This window comes from Lacipirellula sp. (assembly GCF_965279485.1).
Lineage (GTDB): Bacteria > Planctomycetota > Planctomycetia > Pirellulales > Lacipirellulaceae > Lacipirellula.
The window spans coordinates 1,590,725-1,607,116 of the sequence record NZ_CBDIIC010000002.1 but is presented as its reverse complement, the minus strand read 5'-3'; the positions used below and the strand labels follow the sequence as shown (position 1 = coordinate 1,607,116).

Here is a 16,392-nt window from a genome sequence, read left to right as displayed (position 1 = left end):
TAGGAACCCACAATGGCCACCGAAGAAGACGAACTTCGAGAACTCTTGCTAGTCGCACTCGACGGGGAGTTGTCGGACGAACAGCGTGAACGCCTCGATGCGCTGCTACGTGGTAGCGAAGCGCTGCGGAGCTCGGCTGCGCGATTTCTGTACGACGACTCAGTCCTTGCGGAAGAAATTGGTACGCTCGGCGAAGCGCTCGATTTCCTGCAGCATCCCCGGGAGCAGACCGCGTCCGGGGAAGTGATCCCCATGGTGACGCCGGCGGGCGCCGCTCGGCGGATGGTTCAGGAACGCTTCCATCCTGCGGCGGAGTCGCCGAGGACGCTTCCCAATAAGTTCCGGCGCGCCACAGACTATGTCAATCGGCATGGCGTTGCGGTCGCTCTCGTCGCCAGCATCGCCGCCGTGGCGTTTATGTGGCAGTACACGACGATGATGGCCAAGCTCGATCATCTCCACACGCTTGCCGCGGCCAGTGATCCGGCTGAAGTGAAGAAGTATCAGCAAAAGATTAACAAAGGAGCCGCCTCTCCCGGCAGCCCGCCCGTGGCGCGAGTCACCGGTCTCTCCGGCTGCGAGTGGCCGAAAGGCGTCCAGGGTCTGAAGTTTGGCGATACGCTGGCGCCCGGGCAGCGCCTCCGGCTGACGAAAGGGGTCGTGCAGCTGACCTACGACGCCGGCACGCGCGTGATGCTTGAAGGCCCGGTCGATATGGTGATGACGACTGCCATCGAAGCGAAGCTTTCGTCGGGAAAGATTGCAGCCGCCGTGCCGAGATTCGCTCGCGGCTACACGATCCTCACGCCGACGGCTGAAGTCGTCGACTTGGGCACCGAGTTTGGCGTGGCTGTCGACAAGCTAGGCGATTCGGAAATCCACGTCTTCGACGGCGACGTCGTCACGCGGCCGCTTGGCGAAAAGGGCGTCGACGGCAATCTGGTGCATACCCGCCAGGACCAAGCGGTGAAATTCGGCGTGTCCACGAAGAAGCCGGAGCGAATTCGAGCCGATAGCAAGAAGTTCGTCCGTCGTCTGATTCCCGATCTTCCCGCCGATAAGCTCCCTCAGTTGCCGCTGACGGAGAAGCTATCGCTCTGGCTGGCGGCTGACGTGATGCCGAGCATGCAAGAAGGAGATCCCGTTTCGGTCTGGCCCGATATTCTCGTTGGCGAAAACAGTTTCCCGGACGACGCCTGGCAGTTCGATGAGCGGCTTTGCCCGACTTGGATCCGCGACGGCGAGAAGCGGCCGGCGATTCGGTTCGACGGGTGGTCGACTTATCTATCGACGAGCCCGATGGAAGCTGGCGACCAGCAGACGGCATTTGTGGTGTTTGCCCCCAGCCCGGCGACGTTTGCCAGCTCTACTCATGGCGGAATGCTGCTCAAATATGGCCTGAACGCCCCCTCGCTTGAGCTGAGCCTCCTCACCGACCATGTCCCACGCGGCCTCGTTTGGGCGAGTAATTCTGTTGGAGAGACCTCAAACGTTGGTATGATAAGCGGCGTGCCAGTAAAGCCATTGGCCCCGTGCGCCGTGGCGTATACCTACGATGCCGTCGGCAATCAGTCGGAATTAATGGTCAACGGAGTTAGCCGAGGGGTTTCCGACGCCCCGCGGCGACTCGAACAGCACGCGAAAAAATATATCGGCAGCCACGCACAACCCTGGTACGAGGCATACTTTCTAGGCAATATGTACGAAGTGATCGTGTACGACTCGGCCTTGTCGAACGCCGAGCGTCAGCGGGTCTTCCAATACTTATCAATGCGATATGGACTTCAACTCGGCGAGTAGCCGGTTAAGTCCGAAGTTCGACGCACGCCCAAGCGCGGCCGACGCCCGCAGCAGCTAGCCAAGAGACTGCTGCCAATCGTGAGGCGAAGCTACGTTAGTGGCTGACAGCAATGCGACGAGACGCCATGACCGCCTACCAGCGAACATCGGCTACGACGCGGCGATTTCAGCCACGCGCGATTCGCTCGGCGCAGGCTTCTCGGTCTGCGTTCACCATGATCGAGCTATTGATGGCGATCGCCATCATTTCCATGTTGATTGCCGTATTGCTTCCGGCAGTCCAATCGGCCCGTGAATCGGCTCGACGCACGCAATGCAAGAATAATCTCAAGCAACTCGCTCTGGCATCGCTCAACCATCACGATGGGCAAGGGCATTTCCCAACCGGCGGTTGGGGATGGTATTGGCTTGGCGACGCCGACCGAGGATTCGGCAAAGATCAGCCGGGCGGCTGGATGTTTAACCTGCTTCCCTACTGCGAGCAGAGCGCGCTCCATCGGCTCGCCTCCGATGGCGATCCCTACGTCCTGACGCGAGACCAGCGGGTCGGCGCTTGTCAGATCGTCGAGTCTCCGCTCTCCGTGCTCAATTGTCCTTCGCGACGAGCGAACCGTACGTATCCGCTCTCGGCTCATGAGGGAGGAAGTCTTGGTTTCTTCAACTCAAACACTCCGATCTCCGCCGGTCGGAGCGACTACGCCATCAATTCAGGGCACGTCTATAGCGAATGGCACAACGATGCGCTGGGGCAGGGTCCCAAGAACTACATCGACGCCGACGTCTGGACAGCCAATCGCATTTGGGGAAGCGATCAATCGCGTTTCTTGCAGCTTCCGAACGGCGAACCAACAATGACCGGCGTCTCCTACGAGCGTAGCAAAGTTGCGACGCGTCATGTGCTCGACGGTTTGTCCTCCACTTATCTGGTTGGCGAGCGATACATTCCCCACGGCGACTATGAGTCAGGATTAAATAGCGGCGATAACGAGACTTGGTGCACTGGATTTAATAACGACAACTATCGAAGCACCGGGTGGTTGGTTGGGCTAAAGTATGTGTTGGCGACGCCCTTGTTCGACGGCGTCGTCGTGACCGATGAAGTCACGGCCGGACGTTACGGTTCGGCACATGTCGCCACTTGGAATGTGTCGTTTTGCGATGGCAGCGTGCGCGACATTTCGTACGACATCGATGCGATCGTCCATCGCGACCTCGGAAATCGCGCCGACGAGAACATGGTGCTGCCGCCGAGGGATTGACTCAGTTGCTCTTATCGCCGCACCCTGCCGACTTACGTCGCCAGCACGTCGGCCTGCGGCAGTCGCGCCGAGCCACTAATCTGTGCGGCATTCTGACCACTCGTGAAGTCCGCATGCCCTAGTTGTCGGGACCGTGGAGCGCTTCTCAGGCCTGCCCGAGAGTTTTGAGCGTTGAATCGCGGATTGCATGTAACGGAAAGTGTTCTATCATAAGAGGTTCACGCCATTTCTGGAGGGTAAGCGAATGGCTAGCGTCCTGATTGGAATTCAGGTGCCGGGCAACCGGTTGCGGGTTCGAGTCCCGTGCCCTCCGCTTCGTTAGACTGACGGTTCACAAGTAACTGGTTTTCAGGCACTTGTGATTCTCTTCCGTCACAGCACAGGTAACTGTGCCAATGACTGAGTCAATCAACTCCGCCGAAGGCTCTGCTTTCACGGCTTCTTCCCGGCTCGACGGCTCCTCTGGTTGTTAATTCTGATGGCTGTGCGGACCATCCGCAAAGCGTCCCAGAAAGTCGATTCGATTCATTCGCTGACGCGCCTCGGCGTCATGTAGGTGATAGTAGTGCCGGACCATCTCGCTGTCGCGGTGGCCCAGCCACTTCATGAGCATTTGGTCCGGCACGCCTTTGTTCGCGCAGGTCGAGCAAAAATAGTGGCGGAAGCTGTGCAGCCGCCCATCTTGGAATCCACGTTGCCCGATTAGAGTTGGGAACTTGTCGGCAAGCGGCGTTAGTACATCGCGGATCAGTAGGCGGCGCACTGTATCCGGCTTCAACTTGCCGCCGCGAGGCCCCAGAAAGATGTCCTCGACTTCTTGCGATAAGGTACGCAGGACCTGCAACAAATTTGCGTGAATCGGGAAGCTACGACTTTTGCCCGACTTAAGTCGACGGTGGCCACTGCCGTCGCGACCGAAATTTCGTTCGTCCGTCAGGCTTAAGATACCGCCTTCAAGATCGATATCAGCCCATCGCAGTCCAGCAAGCTCGCTGATGCGTAGGCCGGTGCATGCCAACGCTACGATTACATCTCCCAACCAATTGAGCCCTTTGTGCGATCGACAATGATTAATCATTGCGGCCACCTCGATCGCTCGCCAACAGTAAGGACGCTGGCTTTCGGCTTTGCGGATTTTGAGTTCGATGGGCTGCATGCCCGCTAAGTGCCCCTCGGTTATAAACCACTTAACTAGTTGCTTGGCAAACACGATCTCGTTCGAAACCGATTTGTCGGAGTACGACTCTGGCCGCGAATCTTCTGGGCCCCCGCGTTTAAGATACGCAGCATAGTCGCTCAGCAACTGCGCAGTGAGGTGGTTCCATGCGCTAATATTTTTCGCAGCAAGGAAATTGATCAGCTTGTCCAGGTGCGAGCGGTACTTTTTCTTTGTCGACTCTTGCAAGCCCCCGGTAACCGCTGGGCGATTAATGTGCTGTTCATAAAGTTTCCGGCCATCAGCCAGCGATAAAACTTCGCTGCTCGTCGTTGGCCGCGAAGTACGTGGGATAATTCCCAAGTCCTCTGCCTTCTGCTCGTCTAGATCGTGCAGAACCTTCTTTGCTTCCAGCAAATCGCTTGTCTCCAGCGAGTGACGCCCCGCGTTGGGGGTATTGCTGCGACCGTCTGCGTACCAGATTCCCTCGCGCTGATAGAGCCTCCATTTGAAATGAGGATACTCTAAGCACTTGTTTTTACGAGGTTTAGGCACTGACTGAATCTCCAAATATTGATGTTTACTTTTTCCATCTTGCCCGCGGTCCAGAGCGTTTCCTCGCGGGTGCCGTCCTGCAGGCAGTTTCCACCGATGCGACTATTCCCTGTAATGCTTCTCGCGGGATCATGACCCGGCATCGAGGACCACCAGGCTGGTAGACGGGCAACTTGCCGCTGCGGATGTAGCGCCAAACCGTCGACAGTGAGAGCCCTGTGACTGCCACCGCCTGATATGGAGTCAGATATTGACGGGTTGATTCGCTGGGCTGCGTGCTGGCAGTATGCTGTAGACGGGGCATAGCGGCTGAGACAGGGGTGGTGTGGTCCTCTACCCCTCCTGCGCGCCGGAATATCGCGCGCGCTGCGCGTTCCAGCTCAAACTGCTAGCACTTTCGCCAGAAGTTGGCTTTAAGGTCCGCCGGTCCCAGTAACGCCATAAGCTTGGCACCCAACGACAATGCCCGACGTTTTTATCGAAGACATCACACGCAAGAACTCTCTCACGCAGCTACCGTTGAAGTACCGCTGGGAGTTCACTCGACGCCATCCTGTCTACCTAGTGTGTTGGAGATTGGCTCGTAGCTACCTACGAGGCGAGATTCCGACGGATCGCCACGACGAGCAGGCGACGGCTTACGCCGCGCTGCTCATCCTCCAAACGATGGGCGTCACGGGCGAGCCAGTCGATCCGGCAATGACATCCAAGCAGCTCGAAGAGGACGATTCCGTTGCGCCGGAATTTCTGGCGGGACCGGTGCAACCGATGACTTATCGAATGATGCTGCTCAACCAGATTATGGCGTTACCCACACCTGAACTCGCCACAATCGGCGCACTCTTCAACGTCGCGGCTAACCGGTATCGCGAAGATGAAGGAGTCGACAACGAGGAAGCGGCATTCTCCCGAAGACGGCGAGCCGGCGCAGAACTCAACACTTTGATCAGCCCGGCACTCGATTCGTTTCCAATGGCGCCGCTGTACTACATTGATCCCAATGCATCCACGCGAGTCATTAGCGCCGCCGTCACTCGAATCGTCCGGCTATGGAAGCGCCGAAACAATATCCCCGAGCAACGACTGCAGCTAAGGGCATTTGATGAAGGGTTAAACGTCTGGGACCGCCGAGAGGGCTGGACCGGTGCAGGCTACGACCTGGAGCGAATCGAGAATAATTCCCGAATCGCCAAATCCCTCTCAGCGCCAAGATCGACGTTGGTGTCACGCTACGCGACGGCGTTTTCGTGGATTATTGGTACGCCTTACTCTATCGACAAATGGATGCGATTGTTTTTTTCGTACCACCGGCTTGCCGGCTCCCCAAGCCAATCTAATGGCTATATCACGCGCCTGCGGAGAAGTTTGGCAAGCTTCCAAAACAGGCAAAGCAAAGAGGAGGAATTGACGCCGAATGCAGACGACCTCCAGATCCCTTCATTACACTCCTACGTCGATACAGTCGCATCGGACACGGATCTCATAGACTTGCAGATCGACGTTGTGGATCTAATCAAGAAGGGCAAAACTGACGGCGAGATCGCCCATATCCTGCAGATCTCCGTCCTTCTCATTGCGCAAGTGAGGTCACATCTCTCAGACGATTCCTGAAAGCGGGCAAGCATTACTGGCGAGATTTCATCTTGAACTTTGAGTCATACCACTCTTCTTGAACCTTGAGGGTCGCGTCTACGCCTCCCTCAATTCGTTCAAATCCTTTAACCTCAATTGCAACCACTTGGTCCCGCTCAAAGATCCAAGCAGCTTCAAGCCAACCGACCTCGACGATCTCTCCTGGACCTATCAACGGGACAGTGTAAGCCATGCGAGAGCCATCTGAAGGATCCGTGACGTAGAGATCAATCTGTCGCAGCGGGCGGTCTGAAGCGTTTTGAAGCATCAGTACATAACCAATTCCAGAGTGCGACGGCCGAAGCATTGGCAGCAATGGCGCGCTTGAAACTTTATTTGATTTCACGGCGTAGAGAATCGCGAGCGCCACTAAAAATCCGATCAGGCACGCAATAGTGAGCCAAAAGTATTCTGCGTACCTGCTGCGAGGTTCTTCGAGAAAGTTATTCATCGAAAAGGTTATCTCCAGTGAACGGTGGGGGGGGGGTAGCCAAAATCAATGCGTAAGACGCGGAGCTCGGATCAATTCACACTATAGTTGGAAGACTTGCCGCTCTGCAAACTTTAGTTTGCAAGCATGTTGGGCAGTGCAATACGTAAAGCGAGACAGAAAGCGGGGTTAACTCAGGAGGAACTAGCTTTTCGCGCTGACGTGTCGCGTAATTACATCAGCCTGCTAGAGCTCGAACAGAAGTCTCCAACCGTGCAAACGCTTCTGAAGGTTGCGAACGCCTTGGGCGTAAAGGCTTCGCAGCTGGTCGCACAAGTCGAGAAGGGGAGGTAGCATCTTCCCCAGCATTGCAATCTACCTAGTCTCGATACTTAAATTACTCGCAATTTGTAGGCGTCGCTTTTCTGCACACTTGCCGCATCGGCACTCCAGCGAAATCCGTCCAGATCGCTGCGTTATGCCTTTCAACCCAACTGAAAGGAAGTAAGATGCGCCCCTCGTGGACTCTCCTGTACTTAGTCAACATCGCTTGCGGTGAGATCCCAAACCGATCGCACAGCCCTAGCAGCTCCTCGCCTGAGCCTTTAAGCCCTTCCGCTGCGTCTGCTGCGAACGCTGACCATAGTTGCGGCCACCGGAGCGGAGCCTGCTCCATTCGCCGCAAGTGGCGCTGCGCCTGGTGAAGCCGGTGCTCGAGGCGCAACGCCAACTCCAGAAGCGATCGCCAGCGACTATCTAGCCGCCGTCCTCTGGCGTACGGCCGCGGACAGCTGCTCAATGACTTCCGCATCACGATCTCGGCAGTCCAATCGACCGAGTTGCCGACTAGTCTTGGACGAAAGCCGACAAGCTGCACGCCGCGGTCCGGATCATCGAAAACCACGATGGTGGTCACTCGATGGAGTGGCACCAGTTTCGATCCATTGGCATGGTAGTAAAAACCAAGCGCCGCCCCCTCGCGAGGGCGGCGCTCGTAACGCGAGAAAGCATGCACGCCGATTTGCCGCCGCCAGCGACGACGCAAACAGGCCGATGATGTCTTCGAAAATGTGGTCGTGGTCATGGGAGTTCTCCTTGAATCGTTGTTTGACCTGTAGTGTCGATGGAAGTGGTCGTGGCAAGTTGACGAGTCCGCGTATCACATGAAGCATCCAGCTCGAATAGCCAGCAAGCGGCCTCGACGTCGATGGCGGAACTTCCCTGTCCCGCCATGACGCGCCAACAAATGCCCAATGCCAGTAGCGCAGCCAGCGCCGCCGCCAATGAGGCGCCCACGGTTTCGGTGGCCGCCCATCGGCGCTGACGTTCAATTGCAGCTTGGCGGCTTAGCTCAAGCTCACTCCAATTCGCGAGTAGCCGGTTCCGCTCATCCTGGAGCTTTCCTTGGGCGAGGATCAAGTCGCGCCGAGCCCGCGACTCTTCTTCCCCTAGACGACGAGCATTCTCGCTCGCCCCTTGAGCCGTCTGAGCGATAATCTCGCTCTGGCGAGCTTGACGGTCAGCCGCCTCGCGGGCGATCTCCGTCGACTGGTCTCGGCAGCCGATCAGACCCCACAGAGTTAGGGCGATTATCGTTAGTGCTGTTGTTTTCGCGCTGTTCATGACGGAGCCTCAGTCGATCGAGGAGTACCGCAATGATCCGCTCGAGCATTCGGCGGATGCGCACCTCGCGAGCGAACGCTACAGCGACGCTTACCAGCACTGCCGCCAGCGTGAAGATTAACGATTGAAGCATGGCGTCTTCCTGGTTGCGGCTCAGACGACCTCGTCATGGCTCAAGATCTCCTCTGCGATGCGATCGACGTCCTTCCAAAGTGTTGGATATTGGTAGGCTTCAATCGCGGAACGCCAGTGATCGTCGAACACTTCTGCGGCGTTTCGCGTTCGTCCTCCGCCGAACCAACCCATCACGATTGCGAAGGCCCAATCGAGCGCCGGATCGGGCTTTGCTTGGCGGCGTAGTAGCCAGTGCTGACGGAACCGCGTGCGGCCCGGGGCGCGGTGATCAATGGAGTGGTGCCGCTCCAGTCGAAGGAGTTCTGCCGCTGGCCCCGCCATGAGGAAGCGAACGTAATTTCGCACGGGAATGTACGGCAGTTCTTTGGCGGCTTGCTCGCAGTGATCGAAGAAAGTTTCGAAGCGATAGTGTCGATCGCCATCGCCGAGCGTCTCGCACAAGACGCCAAGCTCGCGGGCCATCACGGCGTGGCCCGCCACGCGATAGGCGCGCATTTCGTGCGCAGGTATGGGGGTGTAATTCACAGGCGCGTCTCCTGGAGAGAGGATGACGGAGGTCGGGGCGTTTCAACGCCAACCGCTAACCCTCGTCATCTAATTATGACGCGATTTGAACGCGAATTTAGTTAGGAGAATCCCTGTGGAGCAGGCGTGGAGGCTGGGCGGTGAACGGCGGAATTCTCCACTCAATGCGCCAGTGAGGTGATGGAAGCGTCAATGGCGCCAGTGCTGCCTTCAGCGTGACGCGGTGGAAGACTTAAGCCCGGCGCAGCCTGCGGTCTAGTTCCGCCACAACTTCTAAAAACGGCGTCCCAAACGCTTTGCAAATCTCACGCAGTTCCAAGACGTCGATCCTACGCTCTCCGAGCTCAAGCTTACTTACAAATGACTGGTGCCGCTTAAGCTTTTTCGCCATGTCAATTTGGCGAAATCCCGCGTTCATTCGCAGCTCGCGCAGCAGCGAAACGAGAATTTTGTGCTCTCGGCTGTGAATCTGCTTATCCATGTCGCGGGCCTAACTGTGGCCGCGACGATATATCCCGCTTGAGAATATCCCAAATTTGGATATTGTGAACTTGGGTAAGACGACTCTCCAGCAGGGCCAAAACAATGTTTGGAATTCTAAGACCTTCTCAAGTCCGGCTCAGCGGTCCGGACCGAGTGGCGTATTCTTCTACTTATTGCAATGTTTGCGGAGCGCTGGCGGCCGAGTACGGACACGCGTCGCGACTGCTAGTCGTTCATGATATCGCAACGTTAGCATGGCTTCTGATTCCTAAGAGCATCGAAACAATGCCCCCTCAACCGAGGTAATTGCTTGCGAGGCGGAGTCAGCCGCGCCAAGCAAGATGGCCTGCCACTGTTGCTCAAATATCTCGCATCGATTTCAGCGTTTACGCTTGGAGTGAAAGTGCAAGACAACGAGCGTGACCGGCGCACATGGCGCACTGCGACCGCTAACGCCATGTACCAGAAAACATTTGCGCGATCATCTAGCCTGCTGGAGGGAATTGGCGCAAACGTGAGTCGTTTACAGCAGACGCTACAGGAGCAATATGTGCTTGAAGTGAGTTCAGAGTCCGAGATTCGTCTGGCCGCAGTTCCAACCGGGTGCGCGTATGCTGCGGTGGTACATGATATTCAACGGTTCGGAGACAACGGCTGCGAACTGTCTTTCGATCAGCGAGAGACGCTCGGGCTCGCACTTGGCGGCGCGATATACGCAATCGATGCAGTCCGAGACTATGAGGCTGATATCGGCATAGCGTACAACCCTCTGTGCATTCAAGGCGGCAATTCCAACTCTATGCCAACCGATGTGCGACGCAACGCACTGATGTTTATTGAAGAACGCCTTGCTTCAGCCGGCAGCATCATCAAGCCCCTTGGAGAGGCTACGCACAAGCGTTGGAACGCCGTCGCTGCTCACTTACTCAGCCACTTGCGACCTTTTCCGGAATTCGTCACGTTGAGCGCGAGGTGCTACGTTCCATGCGATCATGGCGTTGTGGCGTTCGATGATAAGGAGTGCACGCCGGCAGCATACGCCTGCTTGTGCTGCTGTTGTGTTGGGTTCAAGTACTGCACATAAACAATTGCATTGCCTTCCCCAAAGGCAACACCGTGGTGAGAAATGCAGATTTGCCTCGGCCGTTATAGGCCCACTTCTGCTCTCCTTTTTTGCCACCCAGGGCGATGTTGAGGATTCAGAGGATGCGCTATGCCGCTTCGTCAGCGGCGTGTTGTTAAACATACAACGCAGCGTCAGTGCTCCCGATGAATTCGCGAGGCTTAGCCACCACTTTGCTAAGTCCTCACAAAATGATCGTCGGAAGCAGGGCAATCGCGGGAAGGAGGGCGTGAGGAGTCTGCTGGTCCGAAGACTGGTTCGGCTGGTTAAATCACAATTTGCTGAATCGCATTGTTGAGAGTCAGATCTTCATTTTCGGCGGATCGTGATCGGGTAGAGATCAGTAACGGCGTGCTCACCGCTTTTTGCAGAACCTCGGCTTTCCGAACTTGTACTATGTGTCGCGATGCCTTTGTGCCAGTGAATCAACGGACCTGAGAGCCCCCGTCCGATCACTAAGAGGCAAAGAATCGACGCAATGCTGTGGCGACTTGAACCCGTGGCGCTGTTCACCACCACGAAAAGTGCCGGAACAGCTATTCCCGCAAGCTTTTCGTGCTGATAGCGAATCGAAACCCATTATTTACACGCGGAGGTGTTCACGGCCGATTTTACCCAAAAACTGACGAGTTGACGCCCAGGTCGATTGCACCGCCGCGTCTTACTAACCGCCGTCGGCCGCACGCTAGGTGTCTCACCTCAGTGCGCAAATGCACTAGGCGAGAATCCCGTCGATCACGCGCCCGTGAACATCTGTCAGACGAAAGTCTCGCCCCGAGTACCGGTAAGTCAGGCGCTCATGATGGAAGCCGAGCAAGTGGAGAATCGTCGCATGCAAGTCATGCACGCTCGTTGGTTGTTCGACAGCTTTGAAGCCAAAGTCATCCGTTGCGCCGTGGACGGTCCCCCCCCGAATGCCGCCGCCGGCCATCCACACGCTGAAGCCGTAGGGATTGTGGTCGCGTCCTGCGGCTGCGTTACCGTCGGCGGTCAGCTCAACCGTCGGCGTCCGGCCAAACTCGCCGCCCCACAGGACGAGAGTATCTTCGAGCATTCCCCGTTGCTTGAGGTCGGTGAGCAGCGCCGAGATCGGTTGGTCGATCTGCGCGGCGAGGTTGCGATGGGACGACTCGATCTGTGCATGGCTGTCCCAAGGTTGGCCAGCTCCGTGCCACAGCTGCACATACCGCACGCCGCGCTCCATCAGTCTCCGCGCGATGAGCGTCTGCCGCGCATGAACGCCGGAGCCATACATGTCTCGAATGTACTGCGGTTCCTGAGCGACGTCGAAAGCGTCTGTCGCCTCCATTTGCATGCGGAAGGCGAGCTCGAACGACTGGATGCGAGCGTCGAGCCGCGGATCGCTGCGGGTCGACTTATGCTCTGCGTTAAGCCTTGCGTGGCGATCATGCCCGTGTTGTGAACACCGCCCGATGTGAAGGTGGTGATCGTGAGTAGCCCATCTGCAACCGATACGGCATCAGCCGTATTAATGGCATCGCGGCGCGGACCGAGACCTCGGTGCGACCACTTGGAAGCGTCGAGCGAAGTTCCTGAGAATTCGTCGCTGAATGCGAGCGTCCAGCCGGCAGAGTTGTCGGTAACGACGGAAGCTCGGGTCGCGTCGGCTAAGATGCCGATTGTAAGGAGCGTGACGGCTTAAGCCAGAAAATCGGTGTAGGCGCCGTGCAGTGAAAGCGTATCCTGCGTCCGGACAGCTTGCAGCACTCAAGATGAGAGAGAACATTTCTCAATTGATTATTCGGATTCTTCAGGAGCATTTCGGAACACGCCAACCGCTTGGCTGGTCAAGATTTGGCGCTGCGGCGCAGATTCTAGATAGAAGACTAAGTCTCCGGCCGCATTGCGTCAATTAACAAGATGGCAATCAATGACACTAGCATCATTCTTCGTCACGATCCTTATGGCTACGGCGTAGGGCGTAGCAGCACCTCCCTTAGCATGTTGAGCCATCGGAGACGCCTTCGCTTATCACATAGCTGAGTGGCGGAAGCCTCGATTCGCAGCTTTCCTATCGAGTCCGCGCCTTAACTCTTAGCCGCGTCCGGAATGATGCCCTAATTTTACTGCCCGGTGAGAGTTTGAAGCAGTGAGGCGGTGCAGTCACGATACAACATCAGATGCTCGCCAGGACCTAAAGCCATATCGAGGGCATACCGAACAGTATTGTTGTCACGTGATAACAATGCCTCTGGGCGGCCGACGGTCGTTCGCTATAGAGGACTCTAGCGACATCGATCGCCAAGCACTCGCGCGGACACTCATCGGTCAGCGTCACCGTCCGATCGCCATGCCGCCGCTCGTACGAGCATCATGGCTGCGTTCACTTCATTAGCAGATGCTGAGACGCAATGCGAATACTGGCCGGAACCTTCGAGATTGCAACTCGGTCTACGTCTGTCGATCCCGAGTTGACACGGCTGCAGCGGAGGCTTACCGAGGCGGTGCCGGGCTTCGCGAAGGCTCGCCGGCATGCCAGTGACCGTAAGAGTCTACTGCGCATTGAACGAGCGTTGCCCGCGCGGAAGGCAACGCCCCTATCGTCAACACGCTATCCAGCGGGCGAAGCTAACTCTGCCATTCAGCAGCTACGGTATCGTATCCGCTGTGCGTGTCTTGCCGACCGCCGGCGAGGCAGGGGAGCGGAGAATCTGCTCCAGCTTCGCGCTGATCCAATCCTTGTTTTTCGGGAACTCGGCGTAGGTCCTGATGTCTTCAAGCAACGCATCGTCCGGGCTGATGCCGGCGGTTTGCAGAATCGCATAGTCCTGTAGCGATTCGCCGAAGACTTCCCAGCGAATCGAATCGATTGGGCCGTCCTTGCCAGGGTAAATCATGAAGGGATCGCCGTAAGGAATGCCGGGCCACATGTCGCTGGAACCGTCGGCGAAGGGATCGAGAATTCGTTCTTGTTCGAGGGCGTGCCAATAGTTGTATCCCCAGTGGAGAAACCCGCGGGCCTGTAGCTTGTAGAAGAGCCAGCCCGACATGCGAATCTTCGCGAGCGGCGTATCCATGAACCGGTTGAGCCATGGTCCTGTCGGCCCGCAGCAGTAGTACACCCAGTGCGGAATCTTTGCGTCGATGTAAGCCTGAGCTGAGCTGACGATCGGAATCGGCATATCGGTGAGACCTTGCTTGCCGTACTGAATATCGCTGAGGGCGTCGATCACCTTCATCCATGGCGCGAGGTCCTTCAGCACCTTCCGCGCAGCCTTGTAATTTTCGACGTGCTGGCCCTCGCCCGGTTCATCAGAGAGATGGAAGTACGATCCATTAAGGATGTCTTCTTGAACGAGGAACTCGTGGAACGCCGGCAGAAACTGCTTGAGAAAATTAACGTACGTGTCGGATAGGGCCTTCGTTTCAGGCGGCCAGAGCATGACGTACTCGTCGCCCACTTTCTTGTAGAGTCTCATCGGGTTCTCAACGCCCCAGTAGATCCACATATGGGGCCATTCGAACTCTTTGAAACCGATCTCCTTACACATGTCGACAAACCGTTTCACGTTCGTCCAATCGAACTCGTACTTGCCCGGTTCCGGTTCATTGATGATCAGGAGCTGGCAAGGGCGTTTGAACGTTTCACGACGATTGAAGAACATCGGCACGTAGACGACGTTCGAACCATGGTCGTACATGTTTTGCATTTGGTCGCGAGTGAGTTGCCACCAACGCTCGTCTTCGAACATGCCGGTCTTATAGTAGTCCCAGGTGGCTTCGCCGCGCCACCAGTGGGTGACGGGAAAGTTCTCGCGCGGCTTGATCACAAAGGGGCTGATCTCAAGTTTGATCGGCAGTTCAGCTTCTTGGCGCAGATCGCCTAGGTAAAACTTGAACTTCAACTCGCGGACGCCCGGCTTCGCATCGGCGGGGATCCAGAGCGTAATCCAATAGGAGCGAGTTTCTCCTGGCCCAATCATCTGCTGCGTTTCGGGATAGAGCGGATCGGGAACTAAGCCAGGCAGGAAACCGACGCCGTCGAGTTCCGCCGGATCAGTGGTCGGCGTGAAGTGGAGCATCGGGACGAGACCGACATAGCGTGTGCGCGGCTTCAAGCCCTCGGCGCCTTCGATCCCGCCGTCGGTGCGCAGTAGATAGACGCGGTCGTTGCGGATGCAAGCCTGGAACGAGATCGTGCCGTTGCGTGCCGCCAACAGTTCAACCTTCTGTGAACCGGGCTTCGTTTGCGGGAAGACCCGTTCCAGCGACGTCGCGAGCCACAACTGAACAGTTGGCTTTGGTTCGTCGCCGATCGTCACTTGAAGCGCTTCGTCAGCGGCATGCGCGAACGTTGCGAGCGTGACGACGAACAGGCTGCATACGAAGCGGACCAAGAGATTCGCCGAGATGGTCATGCGGTCATCTTTCAGGTTGATCGGAAGCGACTAGCGTCGAGGCCATCTAAGGGGCCGCGACTGGCTCGTCAGGATTCAATTCCAGTAGCACGCCCTGACCAGGCGCTAGGAAGTAGGCCCAACCAATGTAGGGAAGCGTCTCGCCAGTAATGGGCGAGACGTACTTCACGTTGCCGGCGGTGGAGAGGAACTCCGGAGCACACCGCTGCGAGTTGACCATGCTGCGGTTGACAATCATCACGTAGCGTTTGCTGTTCTCGCTGTGGGTGAAATCGCCGACAACGAACTCGCCTTCGGGGATGCTTTTCACCAGCGACGTCTCGCTCGGGCCATGATTCCGGTCCGGCACGGTGCCGCCGATGTGGTAGACGTCGTTCGACTCAAGCTTGAGCAGCACCGGAGCCATGTTGTGGACCTGGCGATTGATGTTACGCATCCAATGCCAAGCCGGCGTCCGCTCGCCGAATTGGTCGAGCGGCGCGTTGCGGAAGTTGCCGAGATCAGGGGCTTTTAGAATTGGCAGAGAACCCGACATGAACTTGTAGTAGCCGATCCCCTTGGCCCCGTAGACCAGCGAGCCGAAGACCTCCATCCGATAGTCGGCCTCGGTCAGTTCACGGTAGTTCCAGTGGGTGGCCGTCAGAACGACGTTCCAGAAATCGAGCTTATGCTTCTGCGCGGCTTCCCGCATCTGCGCGAGGTTCGCCCAGAAGATCGGCAAAAAGTCGTTGACGCCGTACGTGGTGTACCGATCGTACGACAGCACCGTAGGATTGCAGATGGTAACGAAATCTTCCACATACTTGTCGTACGCTTCCCCTTCGCCGGGCAGCAGGTTGATGTAAGGCCACTTGCCAGGCGCAAGCTTGCGGACCGCAGCAACGCCCTTCGCAAGATCGGGGTACTGCTCCGGGCTCGGCTCATCGCGAAGGTGATAGCCAAGCACCGCGGGGTGGTCGCCAACTTCCTTCAGCACGGCGGGCAGGTTCTGCTCCACCGCGGCGCCGTCGAAGGGGCCGTGATACGTGGCGCCAGAGAGACGTTCGTCAAACACAACGGCCTGCAGGCTTGCGTCGTGGCAGAGGTCGAGCGCCTTGATCGGCACGAACGCAACGCTCGTGATGCCTGCGTCGCGCATCGCTTCGAACGTCGCCTGATCGTCAGCGTAGTCCCACGCCATCAGCGGGAAACGCGCCGCACCTGCTGCCACGGGTTCGCTTGCAAACGCCGCTGGTCCGCTAAGAAGCGACAATAATGCGACAATCAACATCGACCGAAACTTCATTGCAACG

The 16,392-nt window shown here is 57.2% G+C and carries 14 protein-coding genes, 1 tRNA gene and 1 pseudogene; 8 read left to right on the top strand and 8 right to left on the bottom strand.

Translation table 11 applies throughout. The features are described 5' to 3' along the window. Window positions 1–12 precede the first annotated feature (12 nt). The 3 genes from ACQY7R_RS14145 to ACQY7R_RS14135 all read left to right on the top strand — a co-directional run bounded on the left by ACQY7R_RS14145 (window position 13) and on the right by ACQY7R_RS14135 (window position 3,372). Window positions 13–1,800, top strand: coding sequence for a LamG-like jellyroll fold domain-containing protein (locus ACQY7R_RS14145; protein ID WP_428306237.1), 1,788 nt, complete (start codon window positions 13–15; stop codon window positions 1,798–1,800). 215 nt (window positions 1,801–2,015) lie between these two features. Continuing rightward, window positions 2,016–3,059 carry a DUF1559 domain-containing protein gene (locus ACQY7R_RS14140; protein ID WP_428306236.1) on the top strand — a complete coding sequence of 348 codons (1,044 nt, stop codon included), beginning with the start codon at window positions 2,016–2,018 and terminating at the stop codon, window positions 3,057–3,059. A gap of 231 nt (window positions 3,060–3,290) precedes the next feature. Then, window positions 3,291–3,372 (top strand) — tRNA-Ser (locus ACQY7R_RS14135). Window positions 3,373–3,528: 156 nt separating this feature from the next. Here the strand turns inward: ACQY7R_RS14135 and ACQY7R_RS14130 are convergent. Both ACQY7R_RS14130 and ACQY7R_RS14125 read right to left on the bottom strand, forming a co-directional pair. Then, window positions 3,529–4,770 (bottom strand): tyrosine-type recombinase/integrase, encoded by a 1,242-nt coding sequence (locus ACQY7R_RS14130; protein WP_428306235.1) that lies wholly within the window; start codon window positions 4,768–4,770, stop codon window positions 3,529–3,531. A 25-nt stretch (window positions 4,771–4,795) separates the two neighbouring features. Then, a complete protein-coding gene (locus tag ACQY7R_RS14125; protein ID WP_428306234.1) occupies window positions 4,796–5,074 on the bottom strand; it encodes a helix-turn-helix domain-containing protein in 279 nt (92 codons plus the stop codon). A 158-nt stretch (window positions 5,075–5,232) separates the two neighbouring features. Here ACQY7R_RS14125 and ACQY7R_RS14120 point away from each other — a divergent pair, with 158 nt between their 5' ends. Then, window positions 5,233–6,381: a hypothetical protein gene (locus tag ACQY7R_RS14120; protein ID WP_428306233.1), complete on the top strand. Its 1,149-nt coding sequence runs from the start codon at window positions 5,233–5,235 to the stop codon at window positions 6,379–6,381. Between the two features lie 13 nt (window positions 6,382–6,394). Here the strand turns inward: ACQY7R_RS14120 and ACQY7R_RS14115 are convergent, their stop codons facing one another. Continuing rightward, on the bottom strand, window positions 6,395–6,853 hold the full coding sequence (locus ACQY7R_RS14115; RefSeq protein ID WP_428306232.1) for a hypothetical protein: 459 nt from the start codon (window positions 6,851–6,853) through the stop codon (window positions 6,395–6,397). A gap of 126 nt (window positions 6,854–6,979) precedes the next feature. On the opposite strand from ACQY7R_RS14115, the gene ACQY7R_RS14110 reads away from it, so the two are divergent. Both ACQY7R_RS14110 and ACQY7R_RS14105 read left to right on the top strand, forming a co-directional pair. Further along, on the top strand, window positions 6,980–7,186 hold the full coding sequence (locus ACQY7R_RS14110; RefSeq protein WP_428306231.1) for a helix-turn-helix domain-containing protein: 207 nt from the start codon (window positions 6,980–6,982) through the stop codon (window positions 7,184–7,186). Window positions 7,187–8,453: 1,267 nt separating this feature from the next. Then, window positions 8,454–8,576 carry a hypothetical protein gene (locus ACQY7R_RS14105; RefSeq protein ID WP_428306230.1) on the top strand — a complete coding sequence of 41 codons (123 nt, stop codon included), beginning with the start codon at window positions 8,454–8,456 and terminating at the stop codon, window positions 8,574–8,576. A gap of 32 nt (window positions 8,577–8,608) precedes the next feature. On the opposite strand, the gene ACQY7R_RS14100 is transcribed toward ACQY7R_RS14105, so the two are convergent. Continuing rightward, on the bottom strand, window positions 8,609–9,115 hold the full coding sequence (locus ACQY7R_RS14100; protein ID WP_428306229.1) for a hypothetical protein: 507 nt from the start codon (window positions 9,113–9,115) through the stop codon (window positions 8,609–8,611). Between the two features lie 232 nt (window positions 9,116–9,347). Further along, window positions 9,348–9,596 carry a helix-turn-helix domain-containing protein gene (locus ACQY7R_RS14095; RefSeq protein WP_428306228.1) on the bottom strand — a complete coding sequence of 83 codons (249 nt, stop codon included), beginning with the start codon at window positions 9,594–9,596 and terminating at the stop codon, window positions 9,348–9,350. Window positions 9,597–9,700: 104 nt separating this feature from the next. Here ACQY7R_RS14095 and ACQY7R_RS14090 point away from each other — a divergent pair, with 104 nt between their 5' ends. Further along, window positions 9,701–9,904 (top strand): DUF5685 family protein, encoded by a 204-nt coding sequence (locus ACQY7R_RS14090; protein ID WP_428306227.1) that lies wholly within the window; start codon window positions 9,701–9,703, stop codon window positions 9,902–9,904. A 4-nt stretch (window positions 9,905–9,908) separates the two neighbouring features. Next, window positions 9,909–10,682, top strand: coding sequence for a DUF5685 family protein (locus tag ACQY7R_RS14085; protein WP_428306226.1), 774 nt, complete (start codon window positions 9,909–9,911; stop codon window positions 10,680–10,682). 754 nt (window positions 10,683–11,436) lie between these two features. Here ACQY7R_RS14085 and ACQY7R_RS14080 read toward each other — a convergent pair. The 3 genes and pseudogenes from ACQY7R_RS14080 to ACQY7R_RS14070 all read right to left on the bottom strand — a co-directional run. Further along, window positions 11,437–12,129: pseudogene (locus ACQY7R_RS14080) on the bottom strand (DUF1501 domain-containing protein); the annotation flags it as partial. Between the two features lie 1,201 nt (window positions 12,130–13,330). Next, the gene (locus ACQY7R_RS14075; RefSeq protein WP_428306225.1) at window positions 13,331–15,100 is read right to left on the bottom strand and encodes a DUF4091 domain-containing protein; all 1,770 of its coding nucleotides are present in this window, start codon (window positions 15,098–15,100) and stop codon (window positions 13,331–13,333) included. A 46-nt stretch (window positions 15,101–15,146) separates the two neighbouring features. Next, a complete protein-coding gene (locus ACQY7R_RS14070; protein WP_428306224.1) occupies window positions 15,147–16,385 on the bottom strand; it encodes a hypothetical protein in 1,239 nt (412 codons plus the stop codon). Window positions 16,386–16,392: the final 7 nt, after the last annotated feature.

Coding starts and splice junctions, on each gene's coding strand:
- ACQY7R_RS14145 (WP_428306237.1), top strand. CDS start 13: ATGGCCACCGAAGAAGACGAACTTCGAGAACTCTTGCTAGTCGCACTC.
- ACQY7R_RS14075 (WP_428306225.1), bottom strand. CDS start 15,100: ATGACCATCTCGGCGAATCTCTTGGTCCGCTTCGTATGCAGCCTGTTC.
- ACQY7R_RS14125 (WP_428306234.1), bottom strand. CDS start 5,074: ATGCCCCGTCTACAGCATACTGCCAGCACGCAGCCCAGCGAATCAACC.
- ACQY7R_RS14070 (WP_428306224.1), bottom strand. CDS start 16,385: ATGAAGTTTCGGTCGATGTTGATTGTCGCATTATTGTCGCTTCTTAGC.
- ACQY7R_RS14120 (WP_428306233.1), top strand. CDS start 5,233: ATGCCCGACGTTTTTATCGAAGACATCACACGCAAGAACTCTCTCACG.
- ACQY7R_RS14140 (WP_428306236.1), top strand. CDS start 2,016: ATGATCGAGCTATTGATGGCGATCGCCATCATTTCCATGTTGATTGCC.
- ACQY7R_RS14115 (WP_428306232.1), bottom strand. CDS start 6,853: ATGAATAACTTTCTCGAAGAACCTCGCAGCAGGTACGCAGAATACTTT.
- ACQY7R_RS14090 (WP_428306227.1), top strand. CDS start 9,701: ATGTTTGGAATTCTAAGACCTTCTCAAGTCCGGCTCAGCGGTCCGGAC.
- ACQY7R_RS14110 (WP_428306231.1), top strand. CDS start 6,980: ATGTTGGGCAGTGCAATACGTAAAGCGAGACAGAAAGCGGGGTTAACT.
- ACQY7R_RS14095 (WP_428306228.1), bottom strand. CDS start 9,596: ATGGATAAGCAGATTCACAGCCGAGAGCACAAAATTCTCGTTTCGCTG.
- ACQY7R_RS14105 (WP_428306230.1), top strand. CDS start 8,454: ATGACGGAGCCTCAGTCGATCGAGGAGTACCGCAATGATCCGCTCGAG.